The sequence below is a fragment of the Thauera terpenica 58Eu genome, assembly GCF_000443165.1.
In the GTDB taxonomy this organism is placed as follows: domain Bacteria; phylum Pseudomonadota; class Gammaproteobacteria; order Burkholderiales; family Rhodocyclaceae; genus Thauera; species Thauera terpenica.
In genome coordinates this window covers 107,601-128,841 of record NZ_ATJV01000070.1, presented here as the reverse complement: position 1 = coordinate 128,841, position 21,241 = coordinate 107,601, and the positions used below count along the sequence as shown (strand labels likewise).

Genomic DNA, 21,241 nt, shown 5'->3' with positions numbered 1-21,241 from the left:
TGGGGCGTGGCCGGGGACGGATGCCCCCGGCCAAGTGACGCTCAGACGCTCAGGCCGGCGCGCATGCCCGACTTGACCGCCCCTTCGATGTAGCCGATGTGCGCGCCGTCGCCCACCGAAGTGACCGGTACGCCGCCTGCTTCCAGCGTGCGTGCCAGGGTGTCGTCCGGGCGCGCACCAACGGCGAGCACGACGGAGTCCACGGCGAGCTCATGGCGCTGGCCTTCGGCGTCGGTGTAGCACACCTTCTTCTTGTCGATCGAGTCGACGGTTGCCTTGGTGTGGAGCACGACGCCGTGCTCGCGCAAGGTGTCGAGCACACGCCAGCGGCGCACGATCGGCAACTCGCGGCCGAGGCTGGGGCCTGCTTCCAGGATCACCACCTGACGCCCGCGGTCGACCAGGAACTCGCCCAGCTCGATACCGACCAGTCCGCCGCCGATGATGGCGACTTTCTTGCCCAGCGGCATCCACACCCGCGACAGGTTCTGGATGGCGTCGGTGCTGTCGGTGACGCCCACCAGGCTGCCGGCCTTCATCAGCGTGCGCTGGGTCAGCGACAACTTGCGTTTGGCGATCTCGTCGGCACGATCGCCGGTCATGAGGCGGCGCAGCTCGTCGCCCGACCACACGTGGTCGAGTTCGGCGCCGGGGATGGGCGGCGCGTTGCGCTCGGCGCCGGTGGCGACGACGACCGCAGTGGCGCCAAGCGTGCGGATCAGCTCCGGTGTGGCCACGGTGTTGAGACGCACATCGATGTGCAGCTTCTTCATCTGTGTGGTCAGGTAGTCGAGCAGGCCACCGTTTTCGGCGTAGGCCAGCGCGGCAAAGAACAGCGTGCCACCGAGGCGGCTGCTGCGCTCGACCAGTGTCACCTTATGGCCACGCAGCGCCGCGGTGCGCGCCGCCTCCATGCCGGCAGGGCCGCCGCCGACCACCAGCACATGGCCGGCTTGCTCGGCCTTGAGCAGACGCATCTCGGCTTCGTGGCCGGTCATCGGATTGACCGCGCACTTGACGCGCTCGTTGATGAAGATCTGGCTCACGCAGGCGTAGCAGTAGATACAGGGACGGATGTCCTCGGGACGGTCTTCGATCAGCTTTTTCGGCAGCTCGGGGTCGGCCAGCAGCTTGCGCGCCATGGCGACAAAGTCGCACTGACCGGAGGCGACGGCGTTGTCCGCCACTTCGGGCTCGAGCCGGCCCACCGCGATCACCGGGATCTTCAACACATCCTTGATCTCGGCAGTCCAGGCCAGGAAGCCGGCCTTTTGCTGTACCAGGGGGGCTTCGGTGAAGGCGGTGCCGGTGGTGATGCTGGCATAGGCCGACACGCTCACCGCATCGCAGCTGGCGGCTTCGGCCATCTTGGCGAAGACCTTGGCCTCTTCGAGCGTGATGCCGCCTTCGGTGCGCAGTTCGTAGGCGTCCAGACGCAGCCATACCGGGTAGTCCGCGCCCACGCGCGCACGTACCGCGGCGATCACTTCCAGCATGAGGCGGCTGCGATTCTCGATCGAGCCACCGTATTCGTCGTCGCGCTTGTTGTAATAGCCGGAGAGGAAGCCGGCGATGATGTAGCTGTGCGCGGCGTGGATCTCGACGCCGTCGAAACCGGCGCGCTTGGCACGGTCGGCCGCGGCTGCGAACCACTCCACCATCTGTGCGATATCGGCCTTGTCCATGACGCGGATCTGCACGCCGGCCTTTTCGCGACCCTTCGCCGAGCTGACGAAGCAGCTCACCTCCTCCTGGGTGAGGGCGGCGTACATGTCGGTCTTGAGCATGGGCGGTATCGACGGCACCCACAGCTCGCGGCCTTCGGCCAGATCGCGCACCGAGGTCTTGCCGGCGTGCTGGAGCTGAATGGAGATTTTGGCGCCATGTTTGTGCACACGGTCGACGATGCCCTTCAGCCCGGGGATGAACTTGTCATCCGACAGGCCGACCTGGTAGGGCTCGGCAGTGCCGTGCGGGTAGGCGATGGCGCCCACGCCCATGGTGATGAGGCCAACGCCGCCGGCGGCGCGCGCCTCGTAGTAGGCCTGGATGCGTTCGCCGCAAGTGCCGTCGGATTCGGCGAAGTTCGAACCCATCGGTGCCATCACGATGCGGTTCTTGAGTTCCATCTTGCCGATACGACCGGCTTGCAGCAGGTTGTCGAAAGATCCCATGGCGTGCTTATCCCTTGGTCAGAAAGTCGATGCAACTGCGGTTGAACAGATCGCGGTGCTCCACCTGCACCCAGTGGCCACACTGGTTGAGCAGGATCATGCGCGCATTGCGGGCGTTCTCGATCAGCTTGAGGGCGCCGCTGTGGGGGTTGAACTTGTCATCCGTGCCCCAGAAACCGAAGATGGGCGCGGCAATTTCGTGCAGACGCTCAGTCAGGTTGGGCACCATCATGGTGGTGAACAGGTTGGCCGGCTGCAAGGGCGCGATCGCTGAGCGCTCGTTGATGGTTGCGTCGTCGAGCAGGGCCGGGTCGAACACCTGCAGGCTCATGACGTGGCGCATCTGCTCGGCGCCCATCGGCCCCTTGGCGAAGGTTTCCACCATGCGCAGGATGCCTTCCATCCTGAAGTAGGTTTCGCGTTCCTCGACCCCGCCCGGCGCCATCAGGATCAGCTTTTCAACGCTTTCCGGATGCTCCAGGGCCTGGCCCAGCGCGATCGCGCCACCGAGCGAGTTGCCCAGCAGGGTGCACTTGCTGACACCGATCTTGTTCAGGAAGGCGTCCAGGTTGGAGACGAAGAAGTCGAGGTCGTAGTGCGCGTCCGCCGGCTTGTCCGAGCGTCCGAAGCCGGGCAGGTCGAGCACGATGTTGCGAAAGCCGGCGTCGACAAAGGCCGGGTAGTTGCCCTTGAAGTTGCTGTAGCCGCTCGCTCCCGGGCCACTGCCATGGAGCCACACCACCACCGGTCCGCTGCCGACATCAAGGTAGTGCAGGCGCAGGCCGTTGTCGAGTTCGGCAAACTGGTCGAGCGGGATGGGCAGGTCGGGTGAGGTCATGGGTGGGGTCTCCTGGTGGGTCTGGTTATAGGGTGATGGCTCAGGCGTGCGCGCTGGCGCCAGCGGGCGCCGCTGGCACGGCGCCGATCTGCCGGCGGTAGGCCGGGATTGCGAGCAGCAGGCACAGGGCGGTGAGCACGTAGAGCGTCACAGTACTCGCCAGCGCGTAGCGCAAGGCCTCTGTGCCGATGCTGGCGGTGAAGAAGTCGCTCAGGCCGCCGACGATGATGGGGCCGAGGCCGACACCGAACAGGGTGATGCTCATGACGAAGAGGGCTGTGGCCTGCCCCAGGCGGTTGGCCGGGAACAGGTGGCTGATGGCGCCGTACAAGGGCACTGCCCACCAGGTGGCGGCGAAGCTGAAGCCCAGGTAGAAAAGAAAGGCCTCGGGGATGGCCATCGAGCCGATATGAAACGCGATCCCGACCGGCCACAGATAAAAGGCCAGTCCGAGCGGCACACTGATCAGGCAGGCCAGCACCGGCACGCCGAGCTGCCAGCCCGGATTGCGCGCCACCAGGCGGTCGGTGACGCTGCCGCACAGCAAGGTGCCCACGGTGGCGGTGATGCCTCCACCCAGACCGATGAGCAGGCCGGCATCTTGCAGGCTGGTGCCATGTGAGCGGATCAGGAAGCTTGGGTTCCAGGTGCCGATTGCGTAGCCCATGACACCAGCCAGAGTGCCGGCCAGCATGATGAGCAGGAAAGACGGGGTCTTGAGCAGCTCAACCAGCGTGGTGCGCCAGTTTTCCGGCGCAGCGCCGGCGACGGGTGCGGCAGGCGCGGGCGGGCGTGGGCTGCGTACCGTCAGCCAAAGCAGCAGGCCGAGCACCACCCCCGGGGCGCCGATGACGATGAAGGCGGTGCGCCAGCCGTAGGTCTGTGCAATCCAGCCGCCCAGGCCCAGGCCCAGCACGGCGCCCAGGCTGGGTCCCATCATGAACACCGACAGCGCGCGTGAGCGCTGCTTTGGTGGATACAGGTCCGCCACCATGGCTACCGACGGTGCGGTGCCGCCGGCCTCACCCACGGCGACGCCGATGCGAAACAGCAACAGCATGACAAAGCTGGTCGCCACCCCGCACAGCATGGTCATGGCGCTCCAGGCAATGCAGGCGAGGGCGATCACCGGTTTGCGCCCGATGCGGTCCGACAGGCGGCCGATGGGGAAGCCGAACAAGGTGTAGAAGATGGCAAAGGCGACGCCCGACAGCAGGCCGATCTGGGTGTCGCTGACGCCGAACTCGAGCTTGATGGGCTCGATCAGGATGGAGATCAGCAGGCGGTCGATGTAGTTGAAGACGTAGATCGTCGCCAGCATCAACAACGCATAATGCGTGTGCCATGTAGCGCGTTGTGGAGTGCCTTGGCTTGTGCTCACTACCTGACTCCCTGAGAGGGGCTGAAATGGGGTGGGGCGCAGTGGGTCCGCCTGCGCGATGTGGCGTATCGTCGGGTCGGACATGGTCTGCGGCATCGTCCATTCAGACGAATGCGCTGCCACTGGTCCTGCATTGGGCGCTGCCGCGCAAAGCTGGCGGCATTAGTCTCATTGGACGATGTGGGCCCCATGCATCGCGACAAAAATGCTCGGCACATCATCGGGCAAGGACCGTTACGCGGCCCCCGTAGACCTACAACAATCAAGGAGATCGACTGTGAGCTTTGCAGACAAGGTGGTTTTCGTGACCGGCGCCGGTCAGGGCATGGGGCGGGCGGTAGTGCAGCATTTTGGTGCTGCAGGCGCGCAGGTCGTGGCGGTGGACATCAATCTGGAAGCGGCCTCGGCGGCGGTGAGCGAGTTTGGTGCGAACGGCCTGGCACTGGCGTGCAACGTGTCCGATCCGGCGGCGGTGAAGGCCGCTTTCGCCGCAGTCGAAGAGCGCTTCGGGCGCCTGGACGTGGTCGTCAACAGCGCCGGCATCGGTTCGGTCGACGCCTTCCTGGATACGCCTGACGACAACTGGACGCGGGTGATCGGTGTGAACCTGACCGGCACCTTCCTGTGCTGCCGCGAAGGCGCGCGCCTGATGCAGAAGTGCGGAGCGAAGGGCAGCCTCATCAACGTCTCCAGCACCGCGGCGATGACCGGCGAAGGTCCCAGCCACTATTGTGCGTCCAAGGCCGGCGTCATGGGGCTCACGCGCAGCATCGCGCGCGAACTCGCCGCCAGTGGCATTCGCGTCAACACCATCGTTCCCGGCCCGACCAACACGCCGATGATGGCGGGTATTCCGGACGAATGGATGCAGTCGATGATCAAGGCCATCCCGCTGGGCCGCATGTGCGAGCCGGAAGAAATCGCCCGCGTTGCGGCCTTCCTCGCCAGCGACGATGCCGGCTTCATCACCGGGCAGAACATCGCCGTCAACGGTGGCATGGCCTTCATCTGATCGGCGCGGACATGACAAGCTCCTCGCTCCCCACCGACCTGCTCGCGCGTATCGACCGCCTCGAGTCCATCGACGCCATCCGTCAGCTGGCAGGCAAGTATTCGCTGTCGCTCGACATGCGCGACATCGACGCCCATGTAAACCTGTTCGCGCCCGACATTCGCGTGGGGCGCGAGAAAGTGGGTCGTGCCCATCTCAAGGCCTGGGTGGACAGCACCCTGCGCGACCAGTTTTCCGGCACCTCGCACCACCTTGGCCAGCACATCATCGAGTTCTCGGACCCGGATCACGCCACTGGCCTGGTGTATTCCAAGAACGAGCATGAGACCGGCCCGGAGTGGGTGATCATGCAGATGTTGTATTGGGATGATTACGAGCGCGTCGACGGCGAGTGGTTTTTCCGCCGCCGCTTGCCGTGCTACTGGTACGCCACCGACCTCAACAAGCCGCCCATTGGCGAGCGCAAGATGCGCTGGCCGGGGCGCGAGCCCTATCAGGGTTCATTCCACGACCTGTTCCCGTCGTGGAAGGCGTTCTGGGCCGAGCGCCCGGGCAAGGACGAATTGCCCGAAGTGGCGGCGCCGGCGCCGATGGAGCAGTTCCTCGCCACCATGCGCCGCGGTGCGCCCGACCCCAGGATTCGCGTGCGCTGAATGCAGCGCCGTACATCTTGCCAAAATCTTTAGAAAACAGAATGGAGAGGGACACATGACCGCATCCGCATCCGATCTTGTGCCGCGTCGTGTTACCGGTTCGCGCAAGCCCGTTTCCCGCGACGAAACACAGGCCAAGCTCGACCTGCGTTCGCGTGCCGCAATGCAGATCAAGCCCGGCGATCATTACACGCTCGCCGACCGCTTCGAGGAGAAGGTCGCCAGCCATGGCGACAGGGTTTTTCTCGTCTACGGCGAACAGCGCCTGAGCTATGCCGAAGTCGACGCGCGTGCCAATCAGGTTGCGCACGCCTTGCATGCGCGCGGCCTGCGCTGCGGCGACGTGTGTGCCCTCGCCATGGAGAACCGACCCGAGTTCTTCTTCTACTGGCTAGGTCTGGCCAAGCTTGGCATCGTCACCGCGGTCATCAACACTCAGGTCAGCGGGCGCCCGCTGGCGCATGCGCTGGAGACGGTCGAGGCCAAGGCGTTCATCGTCGGCGAGGAGTGTCTGGCGAATTTTGCCCTCACCGAAGACCGCCCCGCACGGCCGCTCTACGTCGTGGCCGACGCTGAAAAGCCCGCCACTGCTGCGGATCGCGAGATCCTCACGGCCGACATCACCGCCGAGGTCGGCGCCGCGCCGCGCACCACCTATCCGCGCGCAGGGCGCGCGGGCGTGCGCGCCGAAGAGAGCATGCTGCTGATCTTCACTTCGGGCACCACCGGCCTGCCCAAGGCGGCGCGTTACAGTCACATGCGCTGGATGTCTTCGGGCGACGTCATGGAGGTGACGCTGAAGACAGGCCCTGACGATGTGTTCTATTGCTGCCTGCCGCTGTATCACGGCGCGGCGGCAACCTCGGTGGTATCGACGGCGCTCAAGTGCGGCGCCAGCATCTTCTTGCGGCGCAAGTTCAGCACGCGTGAGTTCTGGTCGGACGTGCGCAAGCACGGCATCACCGTGGTGCAGTACATCGGCGAGATCTGTCGTTACCTGCTCAACGCGCCGGCGCACGAGGATGACCGCAATCACAGCTTGCGCTGCATGCTGGGTGCAGGCCTCACCCCCGAGAGTTGGGCGCGCTGGATCGAGCGCTTCGGTGAGGTACAGATCTTCGAGGGCTGGGGTGCAACCGAAGCCAACACCGCGGTGATCAACATCGACAATTACCCCGGTTCCGTGGGGCGGATTCCCTACTGGGAGAAGTCGAACCTGCGGCTGGTGCGCTTCGACGTCGAGACCGAGAGCCATCCGCGCGACGAGAACGGGCGATACATCCTGTGCCAGCCCGGCGAGGTCGGCGAAGGCATCGCCTTCATCGTCGATCATCCCGATGTTGGCGCGGGGCGCTTCGAGGGCTACACCTCGCGCGAGGCAACGGAAAAGAAGATCCTGCGCAACGTGTTCAACGACGGCGATGCCTACTGGAGCTCAGGTGATCTGCTGCGTTACGACGACGAGGGCTACCTGTACTTCGTCGACCGCATCGGCGACACCTTCCGCTGGAAGAGCGAAAATGTGTCCACCGCTGAAGTGGCCGATGCCTTGTCGGATTACCCCGGCATGGAATTGCTCAACATCTATGGCGTGAAGGTGCCGCAGCACGAAGGGCGGGCAGGCATGGCGGCGGTGGTGATGCAGCCCGGCCATGAATTCGACCCCAAGCTGTTCTACGACCTCACCGCAGAGCGCCTCCCTTCCTATGCCGCACCCGTGTTCGTGCGTGTGTCCGGGGTGGCTGACCTCACCAGCACCTTCAAGCTGCGCAAGGTCGATCTGCAGCGCCAGGGCTATGATCCCAAGGCCTTTTCCGACCCCCTGTATGTGCGCGACGAGGAGGCAGGGACCTACCAGCCTTACTCCGAGGAGGCGCTGAGAAAGGCCCGCCTGCCGCCGTTTGCCTGAGCGCTGCCGTGTCTGGAGAAAAGGAGCCGAGAGGCTCCTTTTTTTATTTGAATTAGTTCATTCGGACGATGTTGACCTAGCGTCAATCGGTCAATCTGGGTCATGTGCAGGAGGAGACACTCGGGCGGCAGTCGCAGCATAAGCGGCGTCGTATCGGGTTCCTGTCAGACGAAAGTGTGAGTCGTCCCCAACGACGGAGCACCGAAAAGTCAGGAAATGGAGGATGGGCCTATGTTTACCAAGATTTTTGTGTGCGCGCTTGCTGTAGCTTGTATCGGAGGGCTGGCGGCCATGCTCGACACCGGCCATGCGCGCGCGATCGACTCGCTGGTGCAGATGTCCGCCTGCAAGGGCAGCGACAGCAGCTGCCAGAGCACGAGCATGAGCTCGACTTCCAAGGCATCGACCGAGCGCTTCTTCACCATGATGGCGATGAACTGATCTCCGCCGTGCTGAGTTCGCTTGAGGCGTGTGCCGCAAGCGAACCTTGAACATTCAGCGTGGCCAAGCTGAAAATGGCCAAGCTGAAAACTGCGCCCCCTGCCCACTGTGGTGAGCACGGGGCGTTTTCATTGGGCCGTTCGTTTCATTGCGCTGCAGCTTCAGGCGCGTCGGCTTGCGGCGCGAAGCTGTGCGCCATGCGGATCACGTAGGCGCGGATCGCGTCCACTTCAGCTGCCTGCAGGCTGTCGCTGAATGCCGGCATGCCACGGGTGGCGAGCACGCCGTCGAGCGGCGGGCGCCGGAACGCTTCCGCCGCCGCCAGATAGGGCGAATAACGCAGGTCCGGCATGCCGCCACCGGCCACCGCGCCCGCTCCATGACAATGCATGCAGTAGTGCGCGTACAGCATGCCGCCGAGCTCCACCTGTGCGGCGCTGCCGTGATCAGGGGGCGGGGCAAGGTAGGGTCTGTGCTCGGCCGTGGGCATCGGCGCGCTCGCACCGAGCTTCCAGACGAAGAGTCCGCCCGGCACCGGCGCGCCGGTGCGCGGCAGGAGCACGCTCGAGGTGATGTGCAGCGAGCTGCCAAAGCCCGCGGCGGCGGCGACGTATTGTTCACCGTCGAGCTCGTAACTGATCGGGCCACCCAGGATGTCGAGCCAGGTGTCGGACTGCCACAGGCGCTTGCCGTCGCGGGCGTCAAAGGCCACCAGGCCTTCGCCGCCCACGCCCTGAAACACCAGGCCGCCCGCGCTGGCCAGCACACCGCCGTTCCACGGTCCGGCATGCGGGACGCGCCACGCGGCGACGCGCCGCACCGGATCCCAGGCCAGCAGATGGCCTTGCATGAACTTGCGCGCCTGCGCCAGCATGGCCGGACCGGGCGGCAGCGGCGGCGTCACCAGGCCGGTGTTCCAGCGCTCGGCTTCGTAGCGGAAGTTTGCATCCTTCATCATGAAGCTGCTGCTCTCCTGCGCCGGGATATAGACCAGTCCGGTGGCCGGGTTGAAGGCCATGGGTTGCCAGTTGTGGCCGCCGATCTGTGAGGGCTGGAGCAGGAAGGGGCTGCCGACCGGATAGCGCGCGCCCTCCGTTTCCACCGGGCGACCGGTGGCGAGTTCGACATGGCTCGCCCAGTTGACGGTGACGTACTTGTCGGCGCTCAGCAGTTCTCCGGTGGCGCGGTCGAGGACGTAGAAGAAGCCGTTCTTGGGCGCTTGCATCAACACCTTGCGTGTGCGCCCGTCGACCTCCAGTTCAGTCAGGATCATTTGCTGGGTGGCGGTGTAGTCCCAGCTGTCGCCCGGCGTGGTCTGATAGTGCCAGACGTATTCGCCTGTGCTCGGGCGCACGGCGACGATGGAGGACAGGAACAGGTTGTCGCCGCCGTCCGGGCTGCGCAGGTCGCGGTCGTGGGGCGAGCCGTTGCCGACGCCGAAGTACAGCAGATCGAGCTCGGGGTCCCAGGCCATCGAGTCCCACACCGTGCCGCCACCCCCATAGCGCCACCATTCGCCACTCCAGGTGGGCAGCGCGAGCTCTTGCAGCGGGCGGTCGGAGGCGGCGCCATCGGCGCCGTCGGCGGGATTGCCGGGTACGGTGTAGAAGCGCCAGCGCAGGGCGCCGGTGGCTACGTCATAGGCCGAGACGAAGCCGCGCACGCCGTATTCGGCTCCGCCGTTGCCGATCACCACCATGTCGCGCACCACGCGCGGCGCGCCGGTGATGGTGTAGGGGGCGGCGGGATCGAAGGTGCGCGTCGACCACAGCTCGCGCCCGTCGTCCCGGTTCAGGGCCTGCAGGCGACCGTCTATGGTGGCGACAAAGACGCGTTCGCCGTCGACGGCCACGCCGCGATTGACCACGTCACAGCAGGCGTGCATGCCCTTGCCTGCGGGCACTTGCGGGTCGTGCTGCCATTTCAGTTTGCCGCTGCGCGCGTCGAGCGCATACACCACGCCCCACGGGCCGCTGACGTACAGGCTGCCATCGACCATGATGGGTGTGGCCTCCACCCCGCGTGGGCGATCGAAACGGAAGTGCCAGGCCAGGCCCAGGCCGGCCACATTGCTGGCATCGATGGCGCTCAGCGGGCTGAAGCGGGTTTCGGCGGCATTGAGGCCATGTTGTCGCCACTCGGAGGCCGCGCTGGCGGGTGCTGACGTCGGTATTTGCGTGTCGGCCCCGACGGCGGCCGCCATCAGCAGCAGCGGGGCGGCGAGCAGGGCGGCGAGGGGCTGGCGGAACAAGGTGTGCACGAGGACCTCCGGTGAAATGCGCGTAGCGACAAGAGCTTGCCTGCGCTCGATTGTTGATGGCTGCGGCCGCCAGCGAATCGTCTGTTTGTAGGGCCTGAGGCCCCGACTAGTCGATTTGAACGATTGCCGACTCTTGAGGCTGTGGCATCGTCAGCGCAACGCAGGGCCGCGATCGGTCCGCATCAGTGAGGTGAGAGAGCATGGGTCTCAAAGGAAACGCAGCAATCGTCGGCGCCGCGCAGTACAAGCCGGAGAAATATTCGACCGCGCCGCAGATGTTCCATCTGGAACAGGTGGCCGATCTGGCCGGACGCGCGCTGGCTGATGCCGGCCTCAAGGCGTCGGACATCGACGGCATGGTGATTCATGGGCCGCAGTTCCATGAAGCGCAGGTTTTCGTGCCCGCAATGGCGGCTGAGTACCTCGGCCTGTCGCTGAACTTCGCCGAAGTCGTCGACCTCGGCGGTTGTTCTTCGGTAGCCATGGTGTGGCGTGCGGCGGCGGCGATCGAGCTCGGTCTGTGCCAGGCCGTGCTGTGCGTGATCCCGTCGCGGATGGCACCCCTTGCTCCGAATGAGGACCCGAGCTGGATGGCGCGGGCGATGCGTTTCGGTGGCCACAGCACCGCTTTCGGCGCGCCCGAGGCCGAGTTCGACCTGCCCTATGGTCACCTCGGACAGAACACCGGCTATGCAATGATCGCGCAGCGCTACGCCGCGCAGTACGGCTATGACCCGGTGGCGATGGCCAAGATCGCGGTGGATCAGCGCACCAATGCGCTCGCCAACCCGGATGCCAGCTTCTTCGGCAAGCCCTTGACGATCGAGGACGTGCTCAACAGCAAGATGGTCGCCGACCCGCTGCACGTGCTCGAGATCGTGATGCCGGTGGCCGGTGGCGCGGCGGTGATCGTCGCCTCCAAGGAAGTGGCGGCGCGCGCACGCAATCGCGGCGCCTGCGTCACCGGCTTTGGTGAGCATCTGTCGTTCAAGTCGCCGACCTACGCCGACGACATGGTGCACACGCCGATCGGCCCCGCCGCCGACCGCGCCTTTGCCATGGCCGGAATCAAGCGCAGCGATGTACAGGCGGCGCAGATCTATGACTGCTACACCATCACCGTGCTGCTCACGCTCGAGGACGCCGGCTTCGTGCCCAAGGGCGAGGGCATGCGCTGGGTGCGCGAGCATGACCTGACCTGGCGCGGGGACTTCCCCATGAACACCCACGGCGGCCAGCTCAGCTTTGGCCAGAGCGGCACTTCGGGCGGCATGTCGCAGGTCATCGAGGCCTTCCATCAGATCGCCGGTCGCGCGGGCGAGCGCCAGCTCAAGGACTGCGACACCGTGTTCGTGTCCGGAACCGGCGGCGTGATGAGTGAGCAGGGCGCACTGATTCTTCAGGGAGCATGACGAGCATGTCGACCAACAAACCAATGCCGATGCCGACCGCAATTTCGGCCCCCTTCTGGGATGGCCTGAAAGAAGGCCGTCTCACCATCCCGCACTGCAAGTCCTGCGGCCACTGGATCTTCTTTCCGCGCCGCCATTGCGACAAGTGCTGGTCACAGGACCTCGAGTGGAAGGAAGTGAAGGGCGCGGGCACGCTGTACACCTACACCCTGACCCGCGTTCCCACCCTGCCGGATTTTGCCGACGAGATGCCGCAGAAGCTCGCGGTGGTCGAACTCGACGAAGGCGTGCGCATCAACACCACGCTCGTCGGTATGGACGAGAGCGAGATCAAGGTCGGCATGCGCGTCAAGCCGGTGTTTGACACCGCGCACTCCGACGGCACCGTGCTGCTGCGCTTCACCGCCGCCGACAATGACTTCCCGGCGCACATCGACAGCACGCCCGCCGCGCTCGCCGCCGCTTCAGCCGCACAGGCCGACGCCGCCGCCGCAGCGGTGAGCAAGCGCCAGGTGCGCTTCGACGACGAGGCCGCGATGAAGGCCCTGGTCAGCGACACCTACAGCGACTGGAGCAACCAGATCGTCGTCGACCAGGAGCTGATCAACGAATTTGCGCAGTTGTCCGGCGACGATTACTGGATCCACACCGACCCCGAGCGTGCCCGCGCGCAAAGCCCCTTCGGCGGCACCATCGCCCACGGCGCGCTGGTGCAGGTGCTGCAGTCACGCCTGCGCGTGGCGCTGGACTTCGAAGTGGTCGGCTTCAACAACATGGTCAATTACGGCTCCGACCGCCTGCGCTTCCCCGCACCCGTGCCTGCCGGCTCGCGCATCCATGCGCGCACACGGGTCAAGGCGGTGGAGAAGCTGCCCAAGGGCATGCAGATGACCCTGGAAATCGTCACCCACGTGGTCGGCAACGAGCGTCCGTCGGTGATCAATGATCTGGTCATCCTCTACATGTGATCAGCCTGAGTTCTTTGTTTTAGCGTTGTTGTAGTGCCGTTGTTGTAGTGCCTTGTTGTACCTGTAGTTCTGTTGCATGGTTACCCTCCTCTATTTGCCGCCGCCCGCAAGGGTTGGCGGCGTTTTTTTGGGTGCGCGCGATATGGGATCCTGAATGGCGCTGCCTGGTCGAAGGCGACCGTGGAGATGTAGCGCCCGATTCTCGGGTTCGCCTCCTGTCGTATGGACTTCGGCCATGTCCCTCAACATCTCTTTACCCCCCGAGTTGGAAAATCGGGTGCGCCGGCACGTGGAGTCTGGTCTCTACAGCTCTGCGAGTGAAGTCATCCGCGAAGCATTGCGATTATTCGAGGCCTACCAGGGCGTGCAGGCGGCAAACCTCGCTAGCCTGAAAGCTGACATCGCCCAAGGCGTCGCCGACATCGAGGCGGGCCGGGTGCGCGAGCTCGACATGAACGAAATCAAGCAACGCGGCCGAGCAGCACTGGCCGCACGGCGACCGGCGTAGTGATGGCGTGAGCCCGGTTCGACATTCCGCCAGTGCGGAAAACGATTTGCTCGAGGCTTGGCTTTTCGTCGCCGAGGACAGCATCGAGGCCGCCGATCAGTTGCTCGATCAGATCCAAGCCGATTCGCGAACGCTGCTTCTGCAGCCGAAAATGGGCCGGGCTCGGGACGAACTGGCGGCTGGCCTTCGCAGCTGACCGACGTCGACGCCTTATCTCCTCTTTAATTTCGTTGACGACGAGGGGATCACGGTTGCGCGCGTCCTGCACCACGCCCGAGATATTCCCGCGATCTGGAGCTGGCCAAGGCACTGAGGACGCGCGGCAGGGACCGCGTTTTGTAGAGCGCCGATGTAGAGCGCTCATCTGGCCGCTGATGGTCAGGATCACCAGGCCTCGGGCCTAGTCGTACGCTGTGGACATCTGCCCCGGTAGCTGCCGGTCGCTGCCAGCTCGAGAGTTGGGCTCCTATCAACAGCAAGGAGCCGATCATGGAAACCCGTGAAAATCCGCATCGGGAAGCCGGGAACAAGGGGAAGTTGGTTGGCCAGAAGGCACCGCTCAAACCGAAGGACATCTGGGCGGTCCGCATTCATCTACAGAAGGCGCACGCGGTGCGCGACCTCGCCATGTTCAACCTCGCGATCGACAGCAAGCTTCGAGGCTGCGACCTCTTCAGCCTGCGGGTGCGCGACGTGACGCACAAAAGCCAAGTGCTTTCACGCGCGATGGTCGTGCAAAGGAAGACGCAGCGGCTTGTGCAGTTTGAACTGACCGAGCCGACGCGCACAGCCATGGCTGCCTGGATCGCGAAGGCCGGCTGAGCGCGGGAGACTTCCCATTTCCGAGCCGCCTGCATGACTCCCTGCATGTCTCCACCCGGTAGTACGCGAGGATCGTCGAGCACTGGGCAGTAGCCGCCGGCCTCGATCCGTCCGCATACGGTACGCACTCAATGCGGAGGACGAAAGCGACCTTGATCTACAAACGCACGAAGAACCTGCGGGCCGTTCAACTCCTGCTGGGGCATTCTAAGCTCGAGTCGACAGTGCGGTACTTGGGCATCGAGGTGGATGACGCGTTGGAGATCTCTGAGCAGATCGAGATCTGACGCTGGAGCAGTCGCCCGCCAAGCGTCCTTGAGGCAGCGGGCGGCTGCTTACGGTGGAGATGCTGAGAGGGTACTATCGGCCATCAAGAGACATAGAGGCTGAGAAATTCTGGCCAACGCGAACGGCAGGCAACCGATCCTGGACCGGTCGGCTGTCCTTCTTCGAACCTCAGGCAAGTCATCGGCCTCAGCTGCCGGAGGCTTGATGGCGCAGTCAGGCCGCAATGTGCTGGTCACCTGCCGTTCGAGCGTCAGGCTACGGCGAACGGCGGCTTCTCCATTCTGCCAACTGGAACTACCGACCCGTTGTTGTCATTGGCCACATCGATCGTCCGGTGGCAGGTATCGGAGTCGAGCTGTCATGCGCCCAGCTGAACTCCAGAAGCGCATTGCCTTCCTCAGCACTCCCAATACAAGCCCAGAATCTGTCCGGAGGCCGCTATCCACCAGCCCGTCGAACTCCGGTGTTGATGGGATGAGAGTGGGAGTTATCGCACGGGGCTCGGGCGAGGGCTTCCAAGCGGCTTGGGGTATCAACCGATGCGACAAGGCAGCGGCGGCCGCCTTCCGAGGCATTGCGGGTCATGACGCCCACCTTGGGCGGAACGTCGATCTAGAAAACGAGTTCACTGGCACTTCGGTTGATGGGGACCGGTCTCCGCCAGCGTAACGAACCGGCCCCATGTAGGTCTGCTGTCACCTCACAAGCCTGAACAACAGCTTCCGTGCCTCTTCGAGCAAGAGCGTCGAGGATGCGACGGCAGTTGCGATCAGCCAGTCGTTCGCGCTCAGGTCGACGGTGTCGAACACCGCCTGCGCTGGCGCCCAGTGCACCACGACGATCTGCAGCAGAACAACGCCCAGCAGGGCGAGCCACAGCTTCCCGTTGCTGAAGAACTGGCGATTGAAGGCGCTGCCATGTTCGGTGCGCGCATTGAAGATGTTGAAGAACTGGAAGAGCACGAAGGTGGTGAAGGCCAGCGTCATCGCGCGGGCGGTATCGCCCGAGGCCATGGCCCAGGCATAGACGCCCAAGGTTCCCACCGCCATGGTCAGGCCATATAGCGCGATGCGCCACATGCGTTGCGGCGACAGGATGGCGGCATCGCCGGCGCGTGGCGGCTGGTCCATGATCCCTGGGCGGGCCGGCTCCACGCCGAGGGTCATCGCCGGCGGGCCGTCCATGATGATGTTCACCCAGAGGATCTGCACTGCCGTGAAGGGTGTCGCCAGGCCCATGAAGGGCGCTCCCAGCACGGTCAGGATGGCACCGATGTTGGTCGATAGCTGGAAGCGGACGAACTTGACGATGTTCTCGTAGATGGTGCGTCCCTCGCGCACCGCACCAACGATGGAGGCAAAGTTGTCGTCGGTAAGCACCAGGGTGGCAGCCTCCTTGGTGACTTCCGTACCGGTGATACCCATCGCCACGCCGATGTCGGCGCGCTTGAGCGCAGGGGCGTCGTTAACACCATCGCCGGTCATCGCCACGACATGACCGCGCCCTTGCAGCGACTCCACGATACGCATCTTGTGTTCCGGCGCCACGCGGGCGAACACCGCGCTGCGTTCGACCAGCGCGGTGGTGGCCTCGTCGCTCAGGCCATCGAGTTCGCGTCCCTCATGCACCTCGCCGACCAGCCCGAGCTCGCGCGCGATGGCGGCGGCCGTCACCGGATGGTCGCCGGTGATCATCTTCACCCGGATCCCTGCAGCATGGCACTGCGCAATCGATTCCCGCGCCTCGGGGCGGGGCGGGTCGATGATGCCGACCAGTCCGCACAGGCTCAGGTCATTCATCCAGCCCATCAGGTCGCCGGAGGGATCGAACGCAGACGCCGGAATCCGGCGCCCAGCGAGCGCGAGCACCCGCATCGCGCCCTCGGCGAGTTCCCGGTTGGCACGGAGCAGCGTTTCTCGGGCGTCCGTGTCCAGCGCGACCTCACCATCCCTGCCCTGCATGCGCGCGGCACGACTGATGAGCACGTCCGGCGCACCCTTCACCCAGACCTGCACCGCGTCGCCATCATGGTGGAAGGTCGCCATGAACTTGTGCGCCGAATCGAATGGCAACTCGGCAATACGCGGGGTGTGCTGGTTCTTCGATGCAGGATCCACCCCCGCCTTGACCGCGAGCGCAAGCAGCGCCCCTTCAGTCGGGTCGCCGATGAGCTGGCCGTCCTGCAGGCGCGCGTCGGCGCACAAGGCGGCCGGGAGCAGGAGGTCATGAAGCTCGGTGCCGGCAACGCGGCCTTCTTCGTCCAGAATGCGGCCGGCGGCAACATAGCCTTCGCCTTCGATGGCGTAGCGGCGACCTGCAGCGTGCAGCACGCGAGCGGTCATCTGGTTCAGCGTCAGCGTGCCGGTCTTGTCCGAGCAGATCACCGTGGTGCACCCGAGTGTCTCGACCGCAGCAAGCTTCTTGACGATCACGTGGCGCCTGGCCATGCGGTGCATGCCGAGCGCCAGCGTCACCGTGACCACCGCAGGCAGACCCTCGGGGATCGCGGCGACGGCAAGGGCGATGGCGGTCATCGCCGTCGTGACCAGGTCATCACCACGCATCAGCCCGGCCACGAACATCAGGCCGACAACCACGGCGGCAATGAACGCGAGACGCTTGCCGAGCGCGTCGAGCTGGATCTGCAAGGGTGTCGAGGACTCGGCTGTCTGTGCGAGCAGCCCGGCCAGGCGCCCCATTTCGGTGTGCATGCCGGTCGCGGTCACCACGGCTTCGATGCGACCCCGGGTGATCACGGTGTTCATGAACACCATGCCGACACGCTCGGCAAGGGATGCATCGGCATCCACGGCCTCGGCGGTCTTGCCGACCGCATGGGACTCGCCGGTCAACGCAGCCTCGGCCACTTCGGCCCCATGCGCCTGTAGCACCCTGGCATCGGCCGGCACGCGATCGCCCGCTTCGAGCAGCAGGATATCGCCCGGCACGAGTTCCTCGGCGGGAACGACACGGGTTTCGCGATCACGTCTTACCCGCGCGCTCGGTGCCAGCATGCCGCGCAACGCGGCCAGGGCGTTCTCCGCACGGCGCTCCTGGAAGAATCCCAGCGTCGCGTTGAGCAGAACGACCACGGCAATGACCGCCGCATCCTTGATGTCGCCAATCAGTCCGGCGAGCAGCGCTGCGCCGATCAGGATCCCGATCAGCACACTCCTGAACTGGTCGAGAAACTTGAGCCATGCGGGGCGCGGAGGCTTCTCCGCGAGGCGATTCCGACCATGGCGCTGCAGTCGGACAGCAACCTCCGCCTGCAGCAAGCCGGTATCGGGGGCGACCTCAAGCTTGCGACTGACGGCCTTGTCGGGTATCGCGTGCCAGGGCACCACGGAGGGGCGCGAGTTCGTGTCCAAGTTCGACTCCACAAAAACAAGAAAGGGTCTGTTCCCGAAGGACACAGACCCTTGCACGCTGTCGCTGCACGGACCTTGCCCACGGGCAAGGTCTCGCTTGTAACGGATACGCTCGTTACCCCCGGCACCGGGAAGCGGTCATACGATCAAGCTTCCGTGATGACGATGCCGGGACGTGTGAAGCTACTCCCCTTGATAAACACGAGTGTAAGTGGGGCCATCGCAAAGTCAACGGAGGCGAGCCGATCGTCCGCGAGGATCCTTAGCGGTAGCTTCATTCGCTTCGTTGAGGAGCGCTGCGCGCGATTGCCGTTCGAGCATTCTTCAACCCAGCAAGGTGCATCCGAACCAGGCAATCGATCCGCCCCTGTGGATCAGGTTGGATCCGGTATTCCGGTGCACACTGAAGACGAGGAAGAGGTTGTAGGGAATCAGCAGGAGGTGAAGCGCCAACCAGACAGAGCCATCGACGCCTTTTGCGAGCAAGATCAGCGAAATCAGGCCCATGACGCCATTGACCAGGGTTCCGACGATCGTCAGGTCCCACCAGAAGAGGCTGCGCGCAGGCCGATGTCCGTTCCAGCGGGCACTGAAGTAGGTCGGAAAGGAACGTTTCAGTGCCATCTCGGCCTGTCTTTCAGAAGCTGCGCCGGCTCAATTCTGCTTGTGCATGGAGCGTGGTTGCAGCTACCAAGGTCTGATTCCTCGATCCATGGACAGCACGTGCAGCATTTTGAGGATTGCATAAATCATCGAGAAAGCCCTTTCAACTTGAAGCCCATCGCAGAATCCACTCGCTGCCATAAACCCATGCCATCAGCACCAGGCCGGCCGTGACGAAAAACGCCAGCACCGCCGTGATCATCCCAAGTACCGCTACGACGCCATCGCGAAACACCAACCCCAACCCGATAAGCATCATCGCCAGCGCCGGCAGCAGGTTGCCGAGGGGAATCGGCAGTATGACGATGAAGGCCATCAGCCCGATCGCTGCGGCAGTCCATGACCGTCTGCCTGTGGATGCGAGATGGCTCAGTCGGGCCTTGGCGAAGCGACCGGCCATGGCATAGGCAGACGCCAGGATGCCCAGCACGCGCTGCGCCCAGTGGCGGGAGAGTTCGAGTTCGGCGACCCGCCGGGGCAGGCATACCGAGGTGTGGCCCTTCCACATCGCTGCCGCGAGAGCCGCCATCCCGAAGCCGAGCACTGTGCCCACTCCCGGCACCGGCAGGAGGCAAGGCCCGGCCATCAACAGCAGCAAAGTGCCGTGTGCTGCGGTCCCGTGGGCGTGCGCCAGGGTTTGCATCGACACCCGCTCTTCGGATAAGGCTGCGGCTGTTTCACGTAACCGCTGCACGATGGGCGCCGTCATGTTGCGGACGGGCGGCGGATCACCACCACCACCAGGGTCACCACGGTCAGCGGTACGACAAAGCTCATCATCACGCTCGAGAAGACCGGCAGCACATCATGCTGCTGCGCCGCCAGAAGCAGGTAGGCCACGTAGGCGATGTAGTAACCCAGAAAGACGCCGCCTTCCCAGCGCGCGATCTCGCGGCCGGTCATGAACACCGGCAGGCAGGCAAGGGCCACCGCCAGCATCACCCAGATATCGAAGGCCAGCAGCGATGGCGCCATCGCCAGGCCCAGGTCGCCCGACACCAGCCCCGACAAGCCCAGGCAGCCCAGGATGTTGAAGGTGTTGCTGCCGACGACGTTCCCCACCGCGATATCGCGTTCGCCCTTGATCGCGGCCGTGATGCTGGTAGCCACCTCAGGCATGCTGGTGCCCGCGGCGACGATCGTCAGGCCGATGACGAGGTCGCTCACACCCATGGCCTTGGCAAAGCTCACCGAGGCCTGGACCAGGTAATCCGAGCCGAAGACCAGCGCTACCAGACCCGCAGCGATCAATCCTATCTGCGCCGCCCAGTGGCTGTCCCAAGCTCCGGTCTGGGCTGGCTTGATCTCTTCGGCAAACTCGTCCTTAGCCGCTTGGGTCTCGCGCCGCGATTGCACGACCAGGAAGACGGTGTAGGCAAACAGCAGGGCGACCAGGAAGCCTCCGTCGAGAAACGAAAGCCTTCCATCCAGCGTGAGCGCCAGCAGCAACAGGCTTGCGCCCAGCATGATCGGCACCTCCTGCCGGATCAACTGGATGTTGACCACCAGCGGCGTGATCAAGGCACTGACGCCCAATATGAAAAGCACATTGAAGATGTTGCTGCCCACCACGTTGCCGATGGCAATGTCGGTCTTACCGTCGAGTACGGCGCCAACGCTCACCGCAACCTCGGGCGCGCTAGTGCCAAAGGCAACGATGGTGAGACCGACGACAAGCGGGCTGATACCGAAGGACATCGCCAGCCTGGACGCACCGCGTACCAGGATTTCAGCGCCGATGACCAGCAGGGTCAGGCCACCGAGGAACAAGAGAAGGGTCATGATCAGTGCCTGCAGAGCTCAAAAGTTGCCCAACGCCCATTATCCACATTGCGCGGACAGCCAAGAAATTGACGATGTACCACTGGAGCACGGTGTCGAACACCCTCGCGCGAAGTGGTGTTTCCCGTCATGAAGCCAACCAACTCGCAGGTTGCGGCCCGGAATCACCGCTGTGGCGGCGCCACATTGCAATGCCCAGATGCAGCCCCGCTCCAAGCAGGAGCAGCAGTGCACTGCCAAGCCCCCAGATTACCCAGGCCACCATGGTCAGGCCGCCAGCCAGCGCCGGCATGGTCTGCAACAGACTTTCGACGACCGGCGCCAAATCTGCCAGCAGCGAGGTCATCGCCTGTGTGATCTCCGGAGGCACCCAGGGCTGCAGCCATTGCGGTAGACCAAGACCCTCCACATCTGATGCGACACCAGTCAACGCGCTGGCATTCGAAACCGACCAAACGGCAACTGAATGCAGAGCCCAGACTGATAGTGACCAGAGTGCGAGCAGGCCGAACACCGAAAACCAACCAAGTGCGTAGAACACGATCATCTCCTCGCTGTATTTCAGTAACAGCGATCATTCTTGCATTGTTCAATGCTCGATTTAATCGTTTATGAGGAGGATTTGCCTCCATTTTTTCGATGTTAATTCGATCTCAGCGCGCAAATCAGCGACCCGAACTGGGAACGACTGGCGCCTAGGCTAGAGCGGCCACCGGAATCGCAATCTGCCGTGAGGGTGCCCGACAGCTCCTGACCGGA

The 21,241-nt window shown here is 64.3% G+C and carries 19 protein-coding genes; 10 read left to right on the top strand and 9 right to left on the bottom strand.

Annotated features, from left to right (window positions below; genetic code table 11):
- Positions 1-41: 41 nt before the first annotated feature.
- The 3 genes from M622_RS33970 to M622_RS33960 are packed head-to-tail and all read right to left on the bottom strand — an operon-like array spanning position 42 to position 4,393.
- A complete protein-coding gene (locus M622_RS33970) occupies positions 42-2,174 on the bottom strand; it encodes an oxidoreductase (RefSeq protein ID WP_021250153.1) in 2,133 nt (710 codons plus the stop codon).
- A 7-nt stretch (positions 2,175-2,181) separates the two neighbouring features.
- Positions 2,182-3,012, bottom strand: a complete 831-nt coding sequence (locus tag M622_RS33965; RefSeq protein WP_021250152.1) for an alpha/beta fold hydrolase — start codon at positions 3,010-3,012, stop codon at positions 2,182-2,184.
- Between the two features lie 40 nt (positions 3,013-3,052).
- Positions 3,053-4,393, bottom strand: coding sequence for a spinster family MFS transporter (locus M622_RS33960; RefSeq protein WP_031347203.1), 1,341 nt, complete (start codon positions 4,391-4,393; stop codon positions 3,053-3,055).
- Between the two features lie 277 nt (positions 4,394-4,670).
- Here M622_RS33960 and M622_RS33955 point away from each other — a divergent pair, with 277 nt between their 5' ends.
- The 4 genes from M622_RS33955 to M622_RS33940 all read left to right on the top strand — a co-directional run bounded on the left by M622_RS33955 (position 4,671) and on the right by M622_RS33940 (position 8,408).
- Positions 4,671-5,405 (top strand): SDR family NAD(P)-dependent oxidoreductase, encoded by a 735-nt coding sequence (locus M622_RS33955; protein ID WP_021250150.1) that lies wholly within the window; start codon positions 4,671-4,673, stop codon positions 5,403-5,405.
- An 11-nt stretch (positions 5,406-5,416) separates the two neighbouring features.
- Entirely contained in the window at positions 5,417-6,058 is a 642-nt protein-coding gene (locus M622_RS33950; protein WP_021250149.1) for a nuclear transport factor 2 family protein, read from the top strand.
- Positions 6,059-6,113: 55 nt separating this feature from the next.
- Positions 6,114-7,967, top strand: a complete 1,854-nt coding sequence (locus M622_RS33945) for a long-chain-acyl-CoA synthetase (RefSeq protein WP_021250148.1) — start codon at positions 6,114-6,116, stop codon at positions 7,965-7,967.
- Positions 7,968-8,198: 231 nt separating this feature from the next.
- Positions 8,199-8,408 (top strand): hypothetical protein, encoded by a 210-nt coding sequence (locus tag M622_RS33940; RefSeq protein WP_021250147.1) that lies wholly within the window; start codon positions 8,199-8,201, stop codon positions 8,406-8,408.
- Between the two features lie 145 nt (positions 8,409-8,553).
- Here M622_RS33940 and M622_RS33935 read toward each other — a convergent pair whose 3' ends face one another.
- Positions 8,554-10,668, bottom strand: a complete 2,115-nt coding sequence (locus M622_RS33935) for a PQQ-dependent dehydrogenase, methanol/ethanol family (protein WP_021250146.1) — start codon at positions 10,666-10,668, stop codon at positions 8,554-8,556.
- 200 nt (positions 10,669-10,868) lie between these two features.
- Between M622_RS33935 and M622_RS33930 the strand changes: the two genes are divergently transcribed.
- The 6 genes from M622_RS33930 to M622_RS40930 all read left to right on the top strand — a co-directional run bounded on the left by M622_RS33930 (position 10,869) and on the right by M622_RS40930 (position 14,665).
- The gene (locus tag M622_RS33930; protein ID WP_021250145.1) at positions 10,869-12,080 is read left to right on the top strand and encodes a thiolase family protein; all 1,212 of its coding nucleotides are present in this window, start codon (positions 10,869-10,871) and stop codon (positions 12,078-12,080) included.
- A gap of 5 nt (positions 12,081-12,085) precedes the next feature.
- Entirely contained in the window at positions 12,086-13,048 is a 963-nt protein-coding gene (locus M622_RS33925) for a bifunctional OB-fold nucleic acid binding domain-containing protein/MaoC family dehydratase (protein WP_031347200.1), read from the top strand.
- Between the two features lie 235 nt (positions 13,049-13,283).
- On the top strand, positions 13,284-13,556 hold the full coding sequence (locus M622_RS33920) for a type II toxin-antitoxin system ParD family antitoxin (protein ID WP_021250143.1): 273 nt from the start codon (positions 13,284-13,286) through the stop codon (positions 13,554-13,556).
- 7 nt (positions 13,557-13,563) lie between these two features.
- Positions 13,564-13,752 (top strand): type II toxin-antitoxin system RelE/ParE family toxin, encoded by a 189-nt coding sequence (locus M622_RS40610; protein ID WP_245543082.1) that lies wholly within the window; start codon positions 13,564-13,566, stop codon positions 13,750-13,752.
- Positions 13,753-14,045: 293 nt separating this feature from the next.
- Positions 14,046-14,378: a site-specific integrase gene (locus M622_RS40935; RefSeq protein WP_031347198.1), complete on the top strand. Its 333-nt coding sequence runs from the start codon at positions 14,046-14,048 to the stop codon at positions 14,376-14,378.
- Positions 14,379-14,449: 71 nt separating this feature from the next.
- Positions 14,450-14,665: a tyrosine-type recombinase/integrase gene (locus tag M622_RS40930; protein ID WP_245543086.1), complete on the top strand. Its 216-nt coding sequence runs from the start codon at positions 14,450-14,452 to the stop codon at positions 14,663-14,665.
- 696 nt (positions 14,666-15,361) lie between these two features.
- Here the strand turns inward: M622_RS40930 and M622_RS33910 are convergent.
- From M622_RS33910 to M622_RS33895, 5 genes are all read right to left on the bottom strand, one after another.
- Positions 15,362-18,037: a cation-translocating P-type ATPase gene (locus tag M622_RS33910; protein WP_021250141.1), complete on the bottom strand. Its 2,676-nt coding sequence runs from the start codon at positions 18,035-18,037 to the stop codon at positions 15,362-15,364.
- A 324-nt stretch (positions 18,038-18,361) separates the two neighbouring features.
- On the bottom strand, positions 18,362-18,661 hold the full coding sequence (locus M622_RS0120425; protein ID WP_021250139.1) for a hypothetical protein: 300 nt from the start codon (positions 18,659-18,661) through the stop codon (positions 18,362-18,364).
- A 142-nt stretch (positions 18,662-18,803) separates the two neighbouring features.
- Positions 18,804-19,409: an exopolysaccharide biosynthesis protein gene (locus tag M622_RS33905; RefSeq protein WP_021250138.1), complete on the bottom strand. Its 606-nt coding sequence runs from the start codon at positions 19,407-19,409 to the stop codon at positions 18,804-18,806.
- Positions 19,406-20,482 carry a calcium/sodium antiporter gene (locus M622_RS33900; protein WP_021250137.1) on the bottom strand — a complete coding sequence of 359 codons (1,077 nt, stop codon included), beginning with the start codon at positions 20,480-20,482 and terminating at the stop codon, positions 19,406-19,408. Before M622_RS33900 ends, M622_RS33905 begins: the two co-directional genes overlap by 4 nt.
- 127 nt (positions 20,483-20,609) lie before the next feature.
- Positions 20,610-21,029 carry a hypothetical protein gene (locus M622_RS33895; RefSeq protein WP_021250136.1) on the bottom strand — a complete coding sequence of 140 codons (420 nt, stop codon included), beginning with the start codon at positions 21,027-21,029 and terminating at the stop codon, positions 20,610-20,612.
- Between the last annotated feature and the right edge of the window lie 212 nt (positions 21,030-21,241).